We start from the raw sequence: 19499 nt of genomic DNA on the forward strand, positions 1-19499 counted from the left end.
AAGTAACGTATCCGCCGATGGACGCCTCCTCGCACACCTCGTCGGGCATCCCGCTCAAGCCGGTCTACGGACGGCAGGACCGTGGTGCCGAGCCGCCCCCGCCGGGCAGCTATCCCTTCACCCGCGGCAATTACGCGACCGGCTACCGGGGTCGACTGTGGACCCTGCGCCAGTACTCGGGCTTCGGCACCGCCGAAGAGTCCAACCGGCGTTACCGCTACCTCCTCGACCAGGGAGGCACCGGCCTGTCGGTGGCCCTGGACCTGCCCACCCAGTGCGGATACGACTCCGACGACCCTGAGGTGGCCGAGGAAGTGGGCCGGGTCGGCGTCGCCGTCGACACCCTCGCGGACGCCGAGGTGCTCTTCGACGGGATACCGCTCGACCGGATCAGCACCAGCTTCACGATCAACGGCACCGCCGCGATCCTCCTCGCCTTCTACGTGGCGGCGGCGGAGCGCAAGGGCGTGCCGCGGGAGAAGCTCACCGGCACCATCCAGAACGACATTCTCAAGGAGTACGCCTCACGCGGCACCTGGATCTGGCCCGCGGAGCCGTCCCTGCGCCTGATCGCGGACACCATCGAGTTCTGCGCCGCCGAGGTGCCGAGGTTCAACGCGATCTCGGTCGCCGGAGCGCACTTCCGCGACGCGGGAGCCAACGCCGTGCAGGAGATGGCGTTCACGCTCGCCGACGGCGTCACGTACTGCGACACCGTCCTCGCGCGCGGCCGGATGACCATCGACCAGTTCGCGCCGCAGGTCTCGTTCTTCTTCTACACGCACGGCGACTTCTTCGAAGAGGTCGCCAAATACCGTGCCGGACGCAGGCGTTGGGCCACGATCGTGCGCGAGCGTTACGGGGCGGGCACCGACAAGGCGGCGATGTTCCGCTTCGGCTGCGTGGCGGGCGGAGCCTCCCTGTACGCGCCGCAGGCCCGCAACAACACCGTGCGCGTCGCCTACGAGGCGCTCGCTTCCGTCCTCGGCGGCGTGCAGTCGATGTTCACCGCCGCCTGGGACGAGCCGTTCGCGCTGCCCAGCGAGGAGTCGGCCACGCTGGCCCTGCGCACCCAGCAGATCCTCGCCCACGAGACCGGTGTCACGCGCGTCGCCGACCCGCTCGGCGGCTCGTACTTCGTCGAGGCCCTCACCGACGCCACCGAGGCCCGCATCGTCGAGATCATGGACGACCTCGACGCCCACGGCGGCATGGTCCGCGCCATCGAGGACGGCTATCTGCAAGGCCTCATCGCCGACGAGGCGTACCGCATCCATCAGGCGACCGAGTCGGGTGAGCGGCCGGTCGTGGGCGTCAATCGTTTCGTCTCGGACGAACCCGCGCCGGATATCTCCACCTACGAACTCGACCCCAAGGGGCGCCAGTTGCAGCTCGACCGGCTCGCCAGGGTCAAGGCGGAGCGCGACCCCTCGGCCGTAGGGACCTCGCTCACCGCACTGGCGCGCGCTGCCGAAGGGACGGACAACCTGATGCCCCTGCTCGTCGACTGCGCCCTCGCCTACTGCACGGTCGGAGAGATGGTGACCGCGCTCAAAGATGTGTGGGGCGAGTTCCGGCAGCCGGTGGTGTACTGATGGCCGGCGCCCGCATCCTCGTCGCCAAACCCGGACTCGACGGACACGACCGAGGAGCGAAGATCGTCGCGCGAGCGCTGCGCGACGCGGGCTTCGAGGTCATCTTCACCGGCATCCGGCAGCGCATCGACGACATCGTCGCCACCGCGGTCCAGGAGGACGTCGCGGTGGTCGGACTGAGCATCCTGTCCGGCGCCCATCTGGCGCTGACCCGCCGCACGGTGGAAGCACTGCGTGCCGCGGGCGCCGAGGACATCGCGGTCGTCGTGGGCGGCACCGTCCCGGCGGGCGACGTATCCCGGCTCCTCGACGCGGGGGCGGCCGCGGTCTTCCCGACGGGCGTGCCGCTGGACGAACTCGTTCACAAGATGCGCAAGTTGGCAGCCCAGGCGGACGCGGCGGCCCTGGGCCTCGGGGGCGCCGCGTCACCCGCCCCATCCGACCGGGCCGTGTGAGCCGCCCCCTGCGCGCGGCACAGGTCCGCGGCGACAGCCCCGAACCAGCAGGAGGACATACCGTGCGCACAGGCGTGATGATCGGCCCCGAGCGCGGTGACAGCGCCCGCAAAGCCGCCCGGATGCTCGACGATGTCGCGTGGGCCGAGGCGGCGGGACTCGACACGGTGTGGGTCCCGCAGATCCCCACCGACTTTGACGCGCTGACCGCCGTGACCCTCATGGGAACGCGCACCACCCGTATCGAGTTGGGCACCGCCGTGGTGCCGTTGCAGGCACAGCACCCGATCGCCCTCGCCCGCCAGGCTCTTTCCGCCCACGCGGCCACCGGCGGCCGGCTCGCCCTCGGCGTCGGCCCCTCGCACCACTGGGTGATCCGCGACATGCTCGGCCTGCCGTACGAGAAGCCTGCCGGCCTTACCCGCGACTACCTCGACGTCCTCGACGCGGCACGCGCCGCCCCCGGTCCGGTCGACGTCGAGAACCCCACCTTCAACGTCCACAACCCCCTCGACATCGGGCCGGTGACCCCGCTGCCCGTCCTCGTCGCCGCACTGGGGCCGGTCATGCTGCGTCTCGCCGGCGAACGCGCGGACGGCACAGTCCTCTGGATGGCCGACGAGCGCGCCATCGCCGACCACGTCGTTCCCCGCATCACGAAGGCCGCCGAAGCCGCCGGCCGCCCCGCCCCGCGTATCGTGGCCGGTGTCCCCGTCTGTCTGTGCGAGCCCTCGCGGGTCGACGAAGCCCGCGAACGCGCCAACCGCATTCTCGGCGAGGCCGAGATTTCACCCAACTACCAGCGCCTTCTCGAGCAGGGCGAAGCCCGCGACATCGGCGACCTGTGCGCGGTGGGCGAGGAGAAGGCGATCCTGTCCCGCCTGCGCCGCTTCGCCGACGCGGGCGCCACCGACCTCTCGGTGCGCCTGCTTCCGATCGGGGACAACCGCGAGGAACTGATTGCCTCCAAGTTCCGGACCCGCGAACTGATCGCGACGCTCGCCGCGGAGCTTCGCTGAGAGGACATCCTGCTGCATGGGAACGGTCACCTCCGGCTGGGCCTGGCTGACGTAGAGCACGACAGTCGGCGTTGTCACGTTGCTGGCTGTGACTGCCTGACGGCGCGTCGGGGCAGGGTGGGCTTGGGAGCCGGGCTGGTGCTCAGGCCGCGGTGGCAAGGCCGGCGACGCCGGTGATCTGCACCCAGAGGGCGAAGCGGACGGTCTCTCGGCTCGGCAGTCGTGGGCGGGCATCCGTTGGCGGCGGGGCCGGGAGGGATACCGCTGAACGCGGGCAGGAACCGCTGGGGCCTGCGCACGGAGCGGAAGTTCTTCGTCGCCCGTTCACGCTGCCGGGTCGGTTGGTGGCTGTTCTCGGCCCGGTTGTTCAGGCCTTCGACTTCGGTGCTCGACGCAGTGCATGACCTCCCGGTGGGCAGCGCCGTAGGAGCGGAGCTTGTCGGTGACGACCACCCGCGGCACCGCGCCCATCCTCTTCATCAGACTGCGGATGAAGCGCCTGGCCGCGGTCTTGTTCCGACGGTTCTGCGCCAGGATGTCCAGGACGTTGCCGTTTTGGTCGACGGCCCGCCACAGGTTCTGCAACCGCCCGTTGATCGTGATGAGGACCTCGTCCAGGTGCCACTTGTCACCGGGCCGGGGCTGCCCGCGGCGCAGCGCGGTGGCGTAGGCCTGCCCACCTCGGCGCATCAGCGGCGGATCGTCTCGTAGGAGACGCTCACGCCGCGCTCGAGCATGAGCTCCTCGACCTCGCGGAAGCTGAGCGGGAAGCGGTGGTGCAGCCACACACAGTGGGAGATGACCTCGACCGGGTGCCGGTGCCCCTTCTACGACAGCCGCCTGCCGCCGTCGCCGGGACCGCCGTCGGAACGTTTCCCGGGCAGGAAGAATCGGCGGGTGCTCGGCACTGCCGGGACAGATGAATCCGGCACGTTCCATGCGGATGTCCGGCAGGAGGAGCCAGTGGCCGGTCATGAGGTCTATGCCGCCAGCGCGTTGTCGGTGGTGGCGACGGTACTGCCGGCGCGATGGTGCCTGGCGGGCCGACGTGGCAGGCCGCGCACTGTGGGCGTATCCCGCTGTGCCTCGCGCCGGACGGCGCTGGGGGATGGTCGGGGCACGGGCTGCGCCGGGTGCCCCGGCTGGGCAGGGCCTGTCGATGGACCTGGCATGCACTCAGCGGGCGGTGCGCGAGGCTGAAGGCATCGTGCACGGCCACTGGCGCCAGCTCGGTTCCCGCTACCCGTCCCAGCGCGATCACTGTCAGCACTGAGCCGGTCGGTCAGCGCAGCCGTTGAGGGCGCTGGGGTCAGACGCTGAGGGCTTGGTGGAGGGCTTCGGGGCAGTCGAGGATGGCGTGCGGTTGACGATCGATACCAGCACCGACACATACGAGCGGGCGGTCGCGGCACTGCCGCCTGAGTCCTGGTCCCTTCCGGCTGACGGAGGACGGCGCTGTCCCCGAGAGGGCCGGGAATGGTGTGGAGCTGGCGTTCGACACACAGACACCTACGAGCGGGCCCCTCCCGCGCCCGTGCAAGCCGCATATGGACGCGGATCACAGGCGTGGGCGACGCTGAGCCTCTCCCGTCCCTCTGATGGGCTGTCTGCTCGGGCGGTCCCGCGGGCCGGCCTTGTTCGGGTCAGGCGATGAGCTTGAGCTTATGAGAGATGACGAGTCCGGCGGCGGACATCGCCGCCAAGATCCACACGGGCAAGCCCGTGCAGAAGGAGGTCCTCTTCCCGGCCGTGCCGGTCAACGCGGACAACATCAAGGCTGCGGTGAAGACCGCCGGGTATCCCATCTCTTCCTGTCCTGCCGCCAAGTGAGGAGCGACGACCCGCAAAGGAGAGCAGCCATGCAGAAACTCGGACAGCACCCTGGCGGCGAGACGGGGCCAGCCCCCGCGGTCTCGGCACAAGGGATCATCAAGTGCTTCGGTGGTGTGGTGGCACTGGACAACGTGACCTTCTCAGCCCGGGCAGGAGAGGTGACCGCCCTGGTCGGAGACAACGGCGCAGGCAAGTCCACCTTGATCCGGTGCCTGTCCGGTGTGCACTCACCCGATGAAGGAGGGCTGTTCGTGAACGGGGCGCCGGTGACCTTCGCCGGCCCCAACGACGCACGGCTTGCGGGCATCGAGACGGTCCACCAGAACCTGGCCCTGGCCGACAACCTGGACGTCGCGGCGAACCTCTTCCTTGGCCGGGAACTGTCCGGCGGCCCCCGCTCACTGTTCCGTCTGCGGAAGAAGCCCATGGAAGCCAAGGCTGCAGAACTGATCGACGAGTACGGGATCCGCATGCCCAACATCAAGGCGAAGGTGGGCGCCATGTCGGGCGGCCAGCGGCAGGGCATCGCCATCGCCAGGGCCGTCGGCTGGGGCAGCGAGGTCGTGCTGATGGACGAGCCCACCGCCGCACTGGGCGTGAAGGAAACCGGGCGCGTGCTGGAAGTCGTCAGGTCCCTGGCCGATCGCGGTCTGGCGGTCGTGTTGATCAGCCACAACATCGAGCAGGTCATGCAGGTGTCCGACTTCGTGTGGGTGCTGCGAGGCGGGCACATGATCGCCGATCTGCGGGCCGAGAACACAAACACCCAGGAAGTGGTCCACTACATCACCACCGGCGTAGGTCTCGGCGCATGACAGCCGGGAGCCAGGCTCCCCGGTCGACGCCGCACCGCCATCGAATGCGTACAGGGGCAGGAGCATCCGCTTCGAGATGACCGGCTACGCGGGGCTTTGAGTGGCCAAGAAGGGCTCGAAGGACAGGACTTCAGGTCGGAATCTGGGGAACGATGGACGGCTTCCGCCGCCGGAAGCGCCCCCGAGTTCGCGCACTTCGCCGCCACGCCGGGACGACTGCTCGATCCACACCCCCGGCGCGATGATCAGGTGCATCTGGCCGTTGGTCGCACACTGCGACCTTTCATCCCCGCGTACTGCTCAGGCCAGTAGCCACCCCTGACCAAGATCCCGGCCACAGGGGCCCGACCGACATCACGGTGCGATATCCCTGCCCCCGACCAGGACGACAATTCCGCCCACAACCCCAACCGACAACCTCGCCCACTACCAGGTTCACCGGTCCTTTTTGACATGGACGGAAGGCCCGACATCACCTCAGCAGACCCCCGCGCCACTCCCAGACAAGGTAAGAGGAGGAACGGCAGGCACGGGCTGGTGCGCCTCGGCGGCTCGGGGCGCACCGGCTACCGGTTGCGCGTCGGCGGGGCTTCCGCGCCTCAAGCGCCGGGCAGAAGCCGGCGCATCGAAGAAACTGGCGGCTGGGAACAGCCGAGCCGCTGCGCACCACCCCGCACCCCATTCACCGACCATCAGCGAGGCAGAGCTCCACGGCCTGCGCCGCGCCTGGGCGTCCTCTTCGTCGACCTCGACGCCGACACCCCGCCCGGGACCACCGGCCCCCAACTGCGTCAGTGCACCGATGGTAGGACGGTGCTCACCACAAGATCGTCTGTTGAACCACAGGCTTCACGTTGGGCACCTGTGTTGCCACGCTCGACGTCCCGCGCCACACCGGCGAGTTCCTCGCCCGCCTGCTGACTGCCCACCAGCAGCGGTTGCCCACCATATGATTTCTGACTTCCGGCGGCCGCCGGTCCGGCTGACCTCTGACCCCCGCCGATGCCTTCGAGGCATGTCGTCGAACCCCAATTGGTCTTCGACGGCAGCAGCGCGCGTCACCAGAATGCGGGCACTACCCCTTCGTGTTCCCGAGGAGTTCACTGTGTCCGTCTTGTTCGCCCGGCGCTGTTGCGCCGTGCTGGCATTCCTCGTACTGGCTCTGGTCCTCGTGCCGTTGTCGCCGTTGACGGCGAGACCCGCGTACGCCACGACCGCCGTACCCGGTGATCCGCTCACCGGCAGCGGCGCCGTGACCAGGAAGGTGCTGACCGCCGCCGACCTGACCAGCGGCGCGGCCACCGGCACCGTCGCCAACGACGCCTTCGCGCTGCCCGCGGCTGCCGCAGCCCCGACGCGCACCTTCGAGGGCACCCTGACGCTCAACGGCGTGGCCACCGCAGGCGGTTTCCGGACCGTCAAGGACACCTACAACTACGCGGCCACCGCCGCGCTCAAGCACCTGCCGCCGGTGAGCATCGATCTCGTGCAGAGGGGCAGCCACGTCATCCCTGCCGTCCGCGGCCTGCAGATCACCGGGAGCGCGTACTGGAACCTGATCGTCGGGGGCGGCCGCGCCTGGAACGAGTACGGCGACGGTGGCCGCACCCGCGTCTCGCTGCCTTTCGCGCTGGTCGAGCGCAACGCGAACTGCGTGCACAACGGCCTGCTGACCTTCCTCTTCGGCGGCAGCAAGATCTCCAAGGTCCGCTACCAGATCACGCACGAGACGTGCCAGTACTTCCAGTTCGACATGTGGGGCCAGGTCGGCGCGACCTACTCCCGGCACACCGTGACCGGTGACACCGACCTGAAGAACGCGTACGCCGCCGAGGTCGCCCACCGCGTCCCGACCAAGCCGATCAGCGCGCTGCGCACCGACTACCCGAACGCCGGCATCGACACCAGCGCGTTCGGCAGCGGCGTCAGCGCCTCGGCGCTGAGTACGTACGGCGTGTCCTACGGCGGGGTGAACTACGTCGGCGCGTGCCAGACCCGGCAGGGCGCGTACCCGTATTGCAACCAGATGGTGCTGCCGTCGTACTCGCTGGCCAAGACGATGTTCGCCGGCATCGTGCTGATGCGGCTGACGCAGGTCTACGGCTCGTCCGTGCCGTCGCAGCTGATCCGCGACTGGGTCGGCGAGGCGGACACCTCCGCCTGGAGCGGCGTCACGTTCCAGGACACCGCGAACATGGCCACTGGCAACTACCTCTCCAGCGCCTTCGAGGCCGACGAGTCCGGCGGCGGCATGACGGCGTTCTTCGACGCCGAGGCGTACGGGCCGAAGATGAACGCCGCGCTGGCCTTCCCGCACTCCGCCGCACCCGGCACGAAGTGGGTCTACCACTCCTCCGACACCTTCGTGCTGGCTCGGGCGATGCAGAACTACCTGGTGTCCAAGGCCGGCGCCGGCAGCGACATCTACCGCTGGATCCGCGACCAGGTGCTGGTCCCGCTGCACCTGAGCCCGGACGTGCTGACCACCGAGCGCACCGACAACAGCGCCACCGGGCAGCCGTTGGGCGGGTACGGCCTGTTCTACACGCAGGACGACATCGCCAAGGTCAGCCGGTTCCTGAACGCCGACGGCGGGAAGATCGACGGGGTGCAGAAGCTCGACGCGACGATGCTCGCCGACGCGATGCAGCAGAACCCGGCGAACCGCGGCATCACCACGACCGCCGACACGACCGGCAAGACCTACAAGTACCAGAGCGGCCTGTGGGCCCGGCAGTTCACCTCGGCGGACAACCCGGTGTTCACCAGCCCGGTGTACGTGCCGTTCATGTCCGGCTTCGGCGGCATCACCGCGGCGATGCTGCCCAACGGCGCCACGTACTACTACTTCAGCGACAACGACGAGTTCGGCTGGTCGGCGGCAGCCGCGCAGGCGTACAAGCTGCCCGCCACCGGCGGGGGCGGCGGGACGTGCACGGCCGGCCAGTTGCTTGGCAATGACGGCTTCGAGACCGGGGAGATCGAAGGACCCAGGGCGGCCGGCGGCAGCGTGACGTCACCCCTGGCCAGAAGGACCTGCAAGGCCCGGAACATCATCCGCGGTTGACGTCCGCCGATGGCGACTCGTGGTAGGGAGCTCGGCAGATGCGGGCCCCTACCACGTTCCTCTGCGGTCAACAGCCGTCCGCCCGCCTCGGCGAGGGATGGGGGGCCCGCAGGTCACACGCCGGTCCCGCTCCTGATCCGCGCCTTCTCGAACTCGGACGCCGGGTCGCCGCCGACGCTCCAGGGCCAGGACGCGACCGTACCGTTGATCGCCTCGAAGACCGCACTGGCCTCGCCGCGCCGCTCGGCGGCCATCAGCGCGTAGGCCAGCAGGTTCAGGTGGGCCAGGGCCGCCGCGCGGTGGAAGAACCCGGGCCGGGCCCAGGTGTGTGCGCCGCACGGTCGAGGGCCTGGGCGGCCGATGCGTGGGACCAGTGGTTGCGTGCCATCAGTGCCTCGACTCCGCCCCGGGTGAGGACGGAGTGGTACTGCAGAGTCTGGGCGGTGAGCTCGGTGGCCGCGACCAGGGCGCGTCCGCGGGTGTGCGGGCGCGGACCGCGTCGACGAAGTCCAGTACCTGGATCCGCGATCCCATCTCCTCCGGCTCCAGACAGCGCAGCATGCTCAGGTACGCCTCGCGGTTCCACGGTCGCGGGTCAGGACCTCGTTCCACAAGCCGAACACCTTCGGCTGACTGCGGCGCTCCAGCCGTGACAGACCCAACAGGACCACCCAGGGAGTGGTCCTCCGGCGCCAGTTCGGCGGCGCGCAGACAGCTGCCGGCGATTGCGGCCCTCCAGGCGCCCCCGGGAGCTTCCGCGTTCGAGCTGTGCCCATGCGGAGAGGAGAAGCGCGCTCGCGTTGCGCGGCTCACGATTGGCCCAGGCACGGGGCCCGTGCGGTTCGGACGGGCGGTACGCCAGCACGGAGCGCTGGTGGGTTCGGTCCCAGCCGGCCCGGCTCTGGTCCAGGAGACGGGCTATCTGCGCCATGCACAGGCCCGTCGTCGCGATCGTGCCCGCACTTGTCGTTCGCCTGGAGGGACTTCAGCAGTCTGCTGAGGGCAGCATCGTCGAGCTCCAGGACGGGACGTGTCCGTCTGCGGCGACTTGAGATGAATGCCATGAACACCTCGTCAAGGACCTGGTCGTGCCCGCTGGCGTTCCCGAGGCCGCGGCGACCCTCCTGCGCACGGCCCGCAAGCTGCTGCGCCAGTCGTCTCGGGCTCGCAGCTGATGCGGATATCGCCGCATGGTGGGGCGCACCGGGGGCCATCGTCCGATGCCTGCCCGGTCTGGCCAGGCTGCCTGCCGGGCATACCTTCAGCTCTCCTTGGCCTGTCGGCCGTCGGGTCGGCGTGCGGTCACGCCTCGCGCCGTGGCGAGGGCTGTGGTCTGTAGTCGTCGCTGCAGTTCACAGGCGGGCGGCGACCTGGGGCCCGTACCGCTCGACACAAAAGCGTGACAACCCGGCCGCGAATGCCTCGATGCTGTGCAGCGCATAGTGGCCGGCGTCCCATGCCGCGTGCAGGTGGATCTGCAGCGGTTCGCCCGTGCTGTCGAGGATCAGCAGCGGGTGCAGGTCGAAGCGGGGATCGTCGGAGACCACCGCGACACCATGGCCCGAAGCTGCCATGGCCTGTGCGACGTGCGGGGTGTCGCATTCGAGCACGATGTCGTACGAGGCGTCCGCGTCCTGCACGGCATGGTCCACGATGCGGCGGGTGCCGTGCGCCGGGGTGAGGACGATGAGGGGCGCCGCGGCAAGTTCCCTGATGGTGACGCGGTCCCGGTCCGCCCAGGCATGGTCGGCACGGACGTAGGCCCACAGCGGCAGGCGGGCCACCGGGAGCCCGGCGAAACGGCGCCTCGGCGCTGCCGAGGAGATGGCTACGTCGGCGCCCCTCGCAAGGGCCTGGTAGGCATGTGCCGGGGTCTCCGCCTGCACGGTGACGAGCGGATCCTCCGGCCCCCAGGTGGCCAGAAACGGCGCGATCACGTCGGTGATGGTGGTGGCCGGCGCCGCCACGGTGATCCGCATGGCACGACCGGCAGCCAGCGCACCGACCGCGGCCTCGGCAGTGTCCGCGCGGGCGACCAGGTCCCGGGCCAGGGGAAGGAAGCGCCGGCCGGCCGCCGTCAGGACCATCTGCTTGCCGCCGCGGTCGAAGAGCGTCATCCCCAAGTTCCCTTCCAGGCTGCGCAGTTGGCGTGACAGCGAGGGCTGGGCGACGCGGACCACCTCGGCAGCCTTGGTGACCGAACCGGTCTCCACGATGGTCAGGAAGTAGCGCAGCACTCGGAGTTCCATGGCGGTGATCCCTCGGGAGACGGAGGAGGCTTTCATGCCTCAAAGGCATGATAGTCAACCCTTCCAAGTATTTGAGGCTATGGCTGACTGGCTGCATTCTTGGACCACCGTAACTTTCGGTTATCGGCACCCGAATCTCCGTCGACTTCCCCTCATACAACAATCTTTCGATTGGCTGGTTCCCGCATGGCCCGCCCCCTGCCCCTGATCCTCGCCCAGGCGCCCGGCCGCCCGGTCGACGACCTCGCAGGCTTTGCCGCCGACGTGGAGCGGCGCGTGAAACTGCACGCACCCGGCGCCCTCGTCGTCTACCCCGAACTGCACCTCGGCGAGAGCGACCCCGGCATCCCGGCCGCCCCGGAGAAGGCCGCCGAGCCGCTCGACGGCAAACGCGATGCGGCCTTCGCCGAACTCGCGGGGGATCTGGGTATCTGGCTCGTGCCCGGCAGCGTCTACGAACGAGGCACCGGCGACCGCGTCCACAACACGACACCGCTCTATTCACCACAGGGTGAGCGCCTCGCCGCCTACCGCAAGGTCTTCCCGTGGCGCCCGTACGAGACGACCACGCCCGGCGACCGGTTCGAGGTCGTCGACCTCCCCGGGGTCGGTCGCATCGGACTGTCCATCTGCTACGACGCCTGGTTCCCGGAGGTCTCCCGCCATCTGGCCTGGATGGGCGCCGAGTTGATCGTCAACGTGGTCCGCACGCCGACGACCGACCGCACGCAGGAAGTCGTCCTCAGCCGCGCCAACGCCATCACCAATCAGGTCTTCGTCGCCAGCGTCAACTCCGCCGCCCCCTCCGGGATCGGCCGCAGCCTCGTCATCGATCCCCAGGGCACGGTGCGCGCCGAAACCGTCGACGCCGGCGACTCCACCCTCACCGACGTGATCGACCTCGACGAGGTCGGCAACGTGCGCCGCTACGGCACCGCCGGTCTCAACCGGATCTGGGACCAGTTCCGCCCCGGCGACCCGTCCCTCGAACTCCCGCTGTACGGGGGCCGCATCGACCCCGCCACCTGGAACCCCGCCCACACCACCGAGGAGCCACCACGATGAGCAGCGAGACAACTGGGAACAGCATGAGACTGAAGGGCGACCTGAGCCTCCTCTCCGTCGTCCTGTTCGGCCTGGCCTACATCTCCCCTGGCATCGTCGTCACCATGTTCGGCGTGGTCGCCGCCACCAGCGGCGGCGTGGCCCCGACCGCGTTCGCCGTCGCCACCCTCGCGATGCTGCTCACCGGGCTGAGTTACGCGAAGATGGCGCGCGCCGTGCCCGGCGCGGGGTCGGTCTACACCTACGCCCGCAAGATGCTCGACAGCCGCATCGGTTTCCTGTCCGGCTGGGCGATGCTGCTCGACTACTTCTTCATCCCGATGGTCGGCTGGCTGATCACGGCGATCTACTTCCACGCCCAGTTCCCCGAGATACCCAAGTGGGTCTGGCTGATCGGTTCGGTGGGCATCACCACCGCCATCAACGTCTTCGGCATGAAGCTCGCGGACCGCGTCAACAAGGTCCTGATGTTCATCGCTCTGGGGTCGCTGGTCCTCTTCGCCACCCTGTGTGTCGTCTTCCTCGGCAAACACGGCTCCTCCGCGCCCGCCACGGACGCCCTGTGGAACTCCGGCACTTCGATCGGCGCGGTCACCGCGGCCGCCGCCATCGCCGCGTACTCCTTCCTCGGCTTCGACGCCGTCTCCACGCTGGGCGAGGAGGCCAGGGGCGGGGCGAGGACGATCGGCCGCGGCATCATCGGCTGCGTCCTCGCCGCCGGAGCCATCTTCATCGTGCTGTCCTTCGTGATGCAACTGGTCCACCCCGGCGCGCAGTTCGCCGACGTCGACGCGGCCGCCTACCACCTGAAGGTCCAGGTCGGCGGCGAGACGTACGCCGAGCTCATCAACTTCGTCACCATCGCCGGATCCATCGCCTCCTGTATCGCCCTGCAAGCCTCCGCCGCCCGTCTCATGTACGTCATGGGACGCGACGGCGCACTGCCCAAGGCCGTCTTCGGCAACCTGTCGGGGAAGACCGGCACGCCCGTCCTGAACCTGCTGCTGACCGCGGCCGCCGGTGTCATCGCCATGAAACTCGACCTGACCACAGCCACCTCGTTCATCAACTTCGGCGCCTTTCTCGGCTTCGCCCTGGTGAATGTCTGCGTGATCGCCCACCTGGTCCGCGAGCGCAGACACGGCCGCACCCCCCACCTCTTCTCGTACCTGGTGATGCCGGCCATCGGCGCCGGCGTTTCCCTCTACCTGCTCACGAGGCTCGGTGACGTCGCACTCCAGATCGGCGGCGTATGGCTGGGGATCGGCGTCGTCTACCTGGCCGTCCTGACCAAGGGCTTCCGCCGGCCCGCACCGGAGATGACCTTCGATGACGACCCCGCGGCCACGGACAGAGTCACCGCGTAGCTCCCCTCCCGATGCGAGGAGACGAGGGTGCCCCCAACAACTGCTGTACTGGCGCGTGACCGGAGCCTCGACGACCTGTTGATCCACCGAGATGTGGTGCTCGACGGACTCGATGCTGCGCAGCGCAGTGTTCGCCGTCCGCGGGCGGGACTGTAAGACGTTCGGCTCTGTTCCGTAGTCGGTGGTGACGGTGCGTTCTCCTCAATGCAGGTGGATGCGGTGACGGAGGAGGCCGAATCCTGCTCGGCCGTGCATCTGCCGCATGATCTTCTTGGTACGGGTATTGGCGCCCTCGGTCCGGCCGTTGTGGTGGGGCAGGATGAGGGGCCGGCGTTCACGGCGGCGCGGTCGAGTTCGAGGCCGTTGCAGAAGCTGTGCAGGCGGGGGGCGGGCCAGCGGTGCGGGGTGTGGCGATCCACTGGGTGAGCTTGTCGTCGTTGCCCTGGGCCGGCGTCAGGAACGCGGCGAACTCGTTAATGACTCGGGCGAGTTGGGTCATCTCCGGGCACGCCGCGGCGAGGAGGCCGAGCAGGTCGGTGTCCCTGGTCCACAGGTGCTCGGGGTGGGTGAGCAGGAGCCGGGCGACGCGGCGGGGGGCTGTCACGGGCCGGTGGCCTTCGGCGCGGCCCTGATTGAGGTAGCGGACCAGCAGATTGGCACTGCCGGTAGCCGTGCACCTTCCCCGTCGGGACCCCCGCACATCGGGCAGGGAAAGGGGACAACCCGGGTCCGGACAAGACCCGGATCATCTCGCCGTCGTCCGCCACATCCTCGATGACCAGCGCCGAGAGCCCTGAAACACCGTTGCCACAGGGGAGTTGACATCGCGCATACAACATCAATGACATCCGTCACCAGCCGTCACCACCGACTCCGGATCAGAGCCACTCGTTTGACAGTCCCACACCCCGTAGTGCCGGGCGTACCGCCACTCCTCCCCTGCAGGCAGCGTTTCAGTCCTCCACAGCATCTTCATTGGCGAGCCGCAGGTTCGTCGCGCGCAACTGCCACTGTGTCCAGTAGCGCAGCCGTGCCACGTCCGCGGGGGACAGGCGGTCGCAGGCCCAGTCCCAGTGCAGGGCCAGCCAGTCCCCGGGGCCGGCATCCGGGACGAAGCCGGCTCCCTCCACCACGATGCGCACCCGTTCGCGTCCAGCGGGGGACAGCCCGAGGCGCCGGCCGTTCCACGTCAACCGCCGCGAGCGGGCGATGACATGGTCGCCGTCCCGTGCCACCACACGGCCCCAGCGAATACGGCAGTTGTCCAGCACGTACAGCGGTTGGTCGGCCGGTCCGGAGCTCAGCAGCCGGGTCCACGGGTAGACGCCGAACACATGGAAGCCGTGGGTGGCGCTGGCCTCGGTCACCAATGAGTCGGTGAGGTGCTGCCAGTAGTGGCCCGCCTGCGAGCCGATGGTCGCGAGCAGCCGTTCGCCGAAGCGCAGCTGGTCCACCTCGCGCAGGAGGGGGCCGCCGATCCAGTACGCACGCACGACCCGCTCGTCGAGCGGGTCGTCCAGACCGGCCAGCTCGGCCAGAGTCGTCAGGTACGGCCACGCGCCGTGGAAGCGGCGTGCCAGTGCTACCACGTCGGCGCCGGTGCTCCCGGTCGCGCCGAGCTCGAACATGCTCGCGGCCTCAGCGGGGCCGCAGTAGCCGAGCTCGTTCGGCGCGTAGGCGTACCGGGCGAACAGTTTCGGACCCGGGCCGGACGGTGCGTGTGTCACGGCCGACGGGCCTGGCCGACGAGCAGTGCGGTCTCGCGGTGCAACCGTCCGAAGTTGTAGTAAGCCGCGCAGGCCCCCTCGGGGGAGACCATGCAAGTGCCGATGGGGGTCTCCGGTGTGCACGCCGTGCCGAACACCTTGCACTGCCATGGCTTGAGGACACCTTTGAGCACCTCACCACACTGGCAGGCCTTGGGGTCGGCGACCCGTATCCCCGGCATGTTGTAGCGCAATTCGGCGTCGAAGTCGGCGTAGCGCTCATGCAGCTTCAGCGCGCTTTGCGAGATGAACCCCAAACCGCGCCATTCGAAGTGCGGGCGCAGTTCGAAGACCTCGGCCAGCAACTCAAGGGCATGCGGGTTGCCTTCCTCACGGACCACACGCGAGTACTGGTTCTCGACTTCGCAGCGGCCCTCCCGGATCTGCAGCAGCAGCATGTGCACCGACGCCAGGATGTCCAGTGGCTCGAAGCCGGCGACCACGAGGGGCTTCTTGTACACCTCGGACACGAAGCGGTAGGGGCGGTTGCCCACGACCGTGGAGACATGGCCAGGGCCCAGGAAGCCCGAAAGCCTGAGATCCGGCGAGTCCAGGATGGCCTTGATCGGCGGCACGATCGTGACGTGATTGCAGAAGACGCTGAAGTTCCGCACACCGAGTTCCTTGGCCCGGACGAGTGTCACCGCGGTGGACGGTGCCGTCGTCTCGAAGCCGACGGCGAAGAACACGACCTGCTTGTCGGGGTTCTCGACGGCCAGGCGCAGTGCGTCGAGCGGAGAGTAGACGAATCGCACGTCCGCTCCGCGAGCCTTGGCCTCCAGCAGGTTTCCCCGGCTTCCGGGAACCCGCATCATGTCGCCGAACACAGTGAAGATGACGTCCGGCTGCTCGGCGAGCCACATGGCGTCATCGACCCGGCCCATGGGGATCACGCAGACCGGGCAGCCCGGCCCGTGCACCAACTCGATGTTCGACGGCAGGATGTGTTCAAGGCCGTGTCGGTAGATCGTGTGAGTGTGCCCTCCGCAGACCTCCATGAACTTGAACTCGTCGTCACCGACGAGGTCGCCGATCGCGGCGACCAGGGCGCGCGCGGCGGATGGGTCGCGAAACTCGTCAACAAACTTCATCGCACATCCCCTTGGATGATCGCCGTCGAGTCGAACGCGTCGAGCTCGTCGGAATAGGCCTGGCCCATCTTTTTCAGCGCATCGAGTGTCGACGCGGCCTCATGCTCATCGATCCTCGCCATCGCGAATCCGACATGAACGAGCACCCAGTCACCGGCGACGAGGTTCTGCTTCGCGAGCAACCGCACGCTGATCACTCGCTGCACACCATCGACGTCGACCCTCGCGAGATGTCCGTCCGGATCCGTGATCTCGACCACGCGGCCGGGGATACCCAGGCACATGTCTGTTCCTCTCGTTCTGTGTCGGTGAGCGGCATCGCCGCTGTTCAGCAGATCCGCGGCAGTGGGTCGCCGACGAGCATGTCGACGATGCGGCTTCCTCCGAACGGGGTGCGCAGCGCGACAATGCCCTGGGGCTGCTCGACGATCTCGCCGATGACGCAGGCCTCTTGGCCCAGTGGGTGGGCACGCATGGCTGCGACAGCCGCCTCGGCCTCGTCAGGTGCGACGACCGCGGCGAACTTGCCCTCGTTGGCCACGTATATGGGGTCGATACCGAGCATGTCGCAGGCCCCGCGCACCATCGGAGCCACTGGCAGTAGCAACTCGTCGAGGATCACCGCGAGGCCGCTGTCCTGCGCGAGTTCATTGCAGACGGTGCCGAGGCCACCACGTGTCGGATCGCGCATCCATCGAGTCGACGGCGCCGCCTTGAGCAGCACCTCGACCAGGTCGTGCAGGGGCGCGGTGTCGGAGCGGATGTCGGCCTCGATGGCCAGGTCGCCGCGGGCCAGCATGACAGCCATGCCGTGATCTCCCAGTGACCCCGACAGCACCACCCGGTCGCCCGGACGGATCCGTTGGGCGGACAGTTCGCGGCCGGCGGGGACCAGACCGACCCCCGCGGTCGTGATGTACAGGCCGTCTGCAGAGCCCTTGGGCACCACCTTGGTGTCTCCGGTGATCAACTGCACGCCTGCCTCGCGGGCCGCGCCGGCCATGTCATCGACGATCTCGCGCAGCCGGGCGATCTCGAAACCCTCGGCGATCACGAAGGCGACCGACAGCCAGCGAGGCCGGGCACCGGACACGGCCAGGTCGTTGACGGTGCCGTGGACCGCGAGGTGACCGATCGAACCGCCGGGGAAACGCAGTGGCGAGACCACGTAGGAGTCCGTGCTGAACGCCAGACGCTCGCCGGACGGAAGGCTCACCACGGCCGCGTCGCCCAACTGCTCGAGTGCGGGGTTGCGGAACGCCTCCAGGAACACGGCATCGACCAAGGCCGCTGACGACTTGCCGCCGGCACCGTGCGAGAGTGTCACGACCTCATCGATCAGCCTCGGCCGACGCTTACGAAACGCCTTGATCCGCTCCAGCACCTGGTCCTCCAGGCCTGGCGCCGCCGGGACGTCCGAGTCAGTTGTCATGGTGTTTCTCCTGGCGTGTTCGTGGGTGTCGACAGGTGCCGTTGCACGGTCGTCCAGAGCCGACAGCCGAGCATCGCCTGGCTCTCCTGGATGCGATGGACGCTCTGCGAAGGAACGACGAAGCAGAACCCGACCTCCGGTGACGCGGCCATCTGTCCGCCGTCGTAGCCGGCGAACCCGATGGTGAGGAGGCCGCGCTGCGACGCCTCTGTGAGACCGCGCATCAGATCGGCGGAATTTCCGCTGGTCGACATGGCGACAGCGATATCGCGGTCCGAGGCGTGAGCGATGATCTGGCGCGAGAAGACCAGATCGAATCCGACGTCATTGCCGAGCGCCGTGACGACGGCCTGGTCGGCCGCGAGGTTCAGGGCGGGCAACGGCCGTCCGGCGATCGGCTGCGCGAACAGGGAGGCGAAAGTGGCGGCGTCCGTCGAGCTTCCGCCGTTGCCGAAGGTGTACATCCGTCCGCCGGACGCGAACCGCTGGGCCATCGCCACCCCGGCGGCGCCGATCTGTTCAGCACATGACGCGAGCGTGGCCTGCTGCAGCGCGGCGCTTTCCCGCGCCTTGAGCCGTGCCGACGAGGCGAGATCGGCGAGCAACGACTCCGCGTCCTGCTCGTCGCCTTCGATGAACGGGTACAGGAATCCGGTGTTCTCCGTAGCACTCATCGCCCTGCCTCCGCTTCGAGCCGGGTGAGGGCCGCACCGGCGTGCACCAGTACGAGGTCCCCGACCGTCACGGGCGTGACCAGGGTGACGTCGATGCGCTCCTCACCTGTCGCGGTACGCACGAGAGCGTCGCCGAAAGGACCCTCGGGAGGCTCGACGACCTCGGCAAGCCGCCCCTCGTCACTGCAGGTCACGCACACCTCGTCGGTGCACTCGGCCGCGGGCTCCCGCAGCAGGCCCGGGTGTTCGAAGCAGACATGGGTCAGCTCCCACAGCAGGTGATAGAGCAGCACGAACCGGCCGCTCGCGGGGGCGAGCGGGTGGGGATCATCGAGCCACAGCACGTGGTCGGCGGCACCGGCGACCGGCCGCGCGCCCGAGCCGATCCAGACCGTGCATGCGCCCCATGCCGCGGCCCGTCGCATCAGGTCCGCGACCACGGCATCGTCGGCCGCGGCCACAGCGACGATCAGGTCGCCCGCGCGGACCGACACCCGGGCCTGCCCGACGAGATCCGACGAGCGCAGCGCGAACGCGGGCAGAGCGCGTTTGCCGACGATCACGGGGTGTACGAACTCGACAGCCACATGGTGGGCGTGGGGTTCCCAGCGGGGAGAGACGGCCCACAGGGTGGCACCGGCGTGGAAACGGCGGGCGATCGAGAGCGCCGCATCCGCCAGATCTGCCGCAAGGCCGCCGTCGAGCATGTCGGGTGTGATGCCGGCGCCCGGTTCGGTCAGCGGGGACACGTCCGTGGTCATGCGGCACCCTCCTGCGCGGTCTCGCCGACGAGGACCCCGTACTCCCGCATCAAGTCGATCGTCGCGGCAGCGGTGTCCGCGTCGATCTTCGTCAACGCGAAGCCCATATGTGCCATGACGTGGTCACCCACTGCGAGATCGGGCAGATAGGCCAGGCAGACGCGTCGCTCCTCGCCCGCGAAGTCAGCGCGTGCCATCGTGGTGCCGGCCTCCTGCCATATCTCGATGAGGCGCCCGGGAACACCTAGACACATGACCGCTCCGTAAGTTTGGTAGGCGGCCCGGGAGGGCCGGTTGTGGCTTATGACTG

At 68.8% G+C, this 19499-nt stretch carries 17 protein-coding genes and 2 pseudogenes; 8 read left to right on the plus strand and 11 right to left on the minus strand.

The genetic code is table 11. The features are described from left to right. The first annotated feature begins 17 nt into the window (after positions 1 to 17). The 3 genes from ACZ5XS_RS16020 (at position 18) to ACZ5XS_RS16030 (ending at position 3069) form a co-directional block, all read left to right on the plus strand. Complete coding sequence (locus ACZ5XS_RS16020) at positions 18 to 1595, plus strand: methylmalonyl-CoA mutase family protein (protein WP_468651627.1); 1578 nt, start codon at positions 18 to 20, stop codon at positions 1593 to 1595. After that, positions 1595 to 2050: a cobalamin B12-binding domain-containing protein gene (locus ACZ5XS_RS16025; protein ID WP_468651629.1), complete on the plus strand. Its 456-nt coding sequence runs from the start codon at positions 1595 to 1597 to the stop codon at positions 2048 to 2050. The genes ACZ5XS_RS16020 and ACZ5XS_RS16025 overlap by 1 nt, the downstream gene beginning before the upstream one ends. A gap of 62 nt (positions 2051 to 2112) precedes the next feature. Beyond that, a complete protein-coding gene (locus tag ACZ5XS_RS16030) occupies positions 2113 to 3069 on the plus strand; it encodes an LLM class F420-dependent oxidoreductase (protein WP_468651631.1) in 957 nt (318 codons plus the stop codon). A 142-nt stretch (positions 3070 to 3211) separates the two neighbouring features. Here ACZ5XS_RS16030 and ACZ5XS_RS16035 read toward each other — a convergent pair. Continuing rightward, positions 3212 to 3869, minus strand: a pseudogene (locus ACZ5XS_RS16035) (IS6 family transposase). Between the two features lie 871 nt (positions 3870 to 4740). Between ACZ5XS_RS16035 and ACZ5XS_RS16040 the strand changes: the two are divergent. The 3 genes from ACZ5XS_RS16040 (at position 4741) to ACZ5XS_RS16050 (ending at position 8784) form a co-directional block, all read left to right on the plus strand. After that, positions 4741 to 4899, plus strand: coding sequence for a hypothetical protein (locus ACZ5XS_RS16040; protein ID WP_468651633.1), 159 nt, complete (start codon positions 4741 to 4743; stop codon positions 4897 to 4899). A 29-nt stretch (positions 4900 to 4928) separates the two neighbouring features. Further along, positions 4929 to 5717 carry an ATP-binding cassette domain-containing protein gene (locus ACZ5XS_RS16045; protein ID WP_468651687.1) on the plus strand — a complete coding sequence of 263 codons (789 nt, stop codon included), beginning with the start codon at positions 4929 to 4931 and terminating at the stop codon, positions 5715 to 5717. A 1105-nt stretch (positions 5718 to 6822) separates the two neighbouring features. After that, positions 6823 to 8784: a serine hydrolase domain-containing protein gene (locus ACZ5XS_RS16050; RefSeq protein ID WP_468651635.1), complete on the plus strand. Its 1962-nt coding sequence runs from the start codon at positions 6823 to 6825 to the stop codon at positions 8782 to 8784. Positions 8785 to 8897: 113 nt separating this feature from the next. On the opposite strand, the gene ACZ5XS_RS16055 is transcribed toward ACZ5XS_RS16050, so the two are convergent. Continuing rightward, entirely contained in the window at positions 8898 to 9038 is a 141-nt protein-coding gene (locus tag ACZ5XS_RS16055) for a hypothetical protein (RefSeq protein WP_468651637.1), read from the minus strand. Positions 9039 to 10136: 1098 nt separating this feature from the next. Next, positions 10137 to 11069, minus strand: coding sequence for a LysR family transcriptional regulator (locus ACZ5XS_RS16060; RefSeq protein ID WP_468651639.1), 933 nt, complete (start codon positions 11067 to 11069; stop codon positions 10137 to 10139). A gap of 150 nt (positions 11070 to 11219) precedes the next feature. Between ACZ5XS_RS16060 and ACZ5XS_RS16065 the strand changes: the two genes are divergently transcribed. Together ACZ5XS_RS16065 and ACZ5XS_RS16070 are read left to right on the plus strand one after the other, a co-directional pair. Then, complete coding sequence (locus tag ACZ5XS_RS16065) at positions 11220 to 12098, plus strand: carbon-nitrogen hydrolase family protein (RefSeq protein WP_468651689.1); 879 nt, start codon at positions 11220 to 11222, stop codon at positions 12096 to 12098. Continuing rightward, positions 12095 to 13465, plus strand: a complete 1371-nt coding sequence (locus ACZ5XS_RS16070) for an APC family permease (protein WP_468651641.1) — start codon at positions 12095 to 12097, stop codon at positions 13463 to 13465. The genes ACZ5XS_RS16065 and ACZ5XS_RS16070 overlap by 4 nt, the downstream gene beginning before the upstream one ends. Positions 13466 to 13666: 201 nt before the next feature. On the opposite strand, the pseudogene ACZ5XS_RS16075 reads toward ACZ5XS_RS16070, so the two are convergent. The 8 genes and pseudogenes from ACZ5XS_RS16075 to ACZ5XS_RS16110 form a co-directional block, all read right to left on the minus strand. Continuing rightward, positions 13667 to 14132: pseudogene (locus tag ACZ5XS_RS16075) on the minus strand (transposase); the annotation flags it as partial. A 286-nt stretch (positions 14133 to 14418) separates the two neighbouring features. After that, a complete protein-coding gene (locus ACZ5XS_RS16080; RefSeq protein ID WP_468651643.1) occupies positions 14419 to 15192 on the minus strand; it encodes a DUF6390 family protein in 774 nt (257 codons plus the stop codon). Beyond that, positions 15189 to 16322 carry a hydrogenase formation protein HypD gene (gene hypD, locus ACZ5XS_RS16085; protein WP_005476245.1) on the minus strand — a complete coding sequence of 378 codons (1134 nt, stop codon included), beginning with the start codon at positions 16320 to 16322 and terminating at the stop codon, positions 15189 to 15191. Before hypD ends, ACZ5XS_RS16080 begins: the two co-directional genes overlap by 4 nt. Continuing rightward, positions 16319 to 16606, minus strand: a complete 288-nt coding sequence (locus tag ACZ5XS_RS16090; protein WP_020114867.1) for a HypC/HybG/HupF family hydrogenase formation chaperone — start codon at positions 16604 to 16606, stop codon at positions 16319 to 16321. Before ACZ5XS_RS16090 ends, hypD begins: the two co-directional genes overlap by 4 nt. Positions 16607 to 16650: 44 nt before the next feature. Then, entirely contained in the window at positions 16651 to 17754 is a 1104-nt protein-coding gene (gene hypE / locus ACZ5XS_RS16095) for a hydrogenase expression/formation protein HypE (RefSeq protein ID WP_468651646.1), read from the minus strand. Further along, the gene (locus ACZ5XS_RS16100) at positions 17751 to 18359 is read right to left on the minus strand and encodes a D-sedoheptulose-7-phosphate isomerase (RefSeq protein WP_468651648.1); all 609 of its coding nucleotides are present in this window, start codon (positions 18357 to 18359) and stop codon (positions 17751 to 17753) included. Before ACZ5XS_RS16100 ends, hypE begins: the two co-directional genes overlap by 4 nt. A 65-nt stretch (positions 18360 to 18424) precedes the next feature. Further along, entirely contained in the window at positions 18425 to 19189 is a 765-nt protein-coding gene (locus ACZ5XS_RS16105; protein WP_468651650.1) for a HypC/HybG/HupF family hydrogenase formation chaperone, read from the minus strand. Then, positions 19186 to 19443 carry a HypC/HybG/HupF family hydrogenase formation chaperone gene (locus ACZ5XS_RS16110; protein ID WP_398593906.1) on the minus strand — a complete coding sequence of 86 codons (258 nt, stop codon included), beginning with the start codon at positions 19441 to 19443 and terminating at the stop codon, positions 19186 to 19188. Before ACZ5XS_RS16110 ends, ACZ5XS_RS16105 begins: the two co-directional genes overlap by 4 nt. Positions 19444 to 19499: the final 56 nt, after the last annotated feature.

The organism is Streptomyces sp. NPDC033131 (assembly GCF_055578365.1).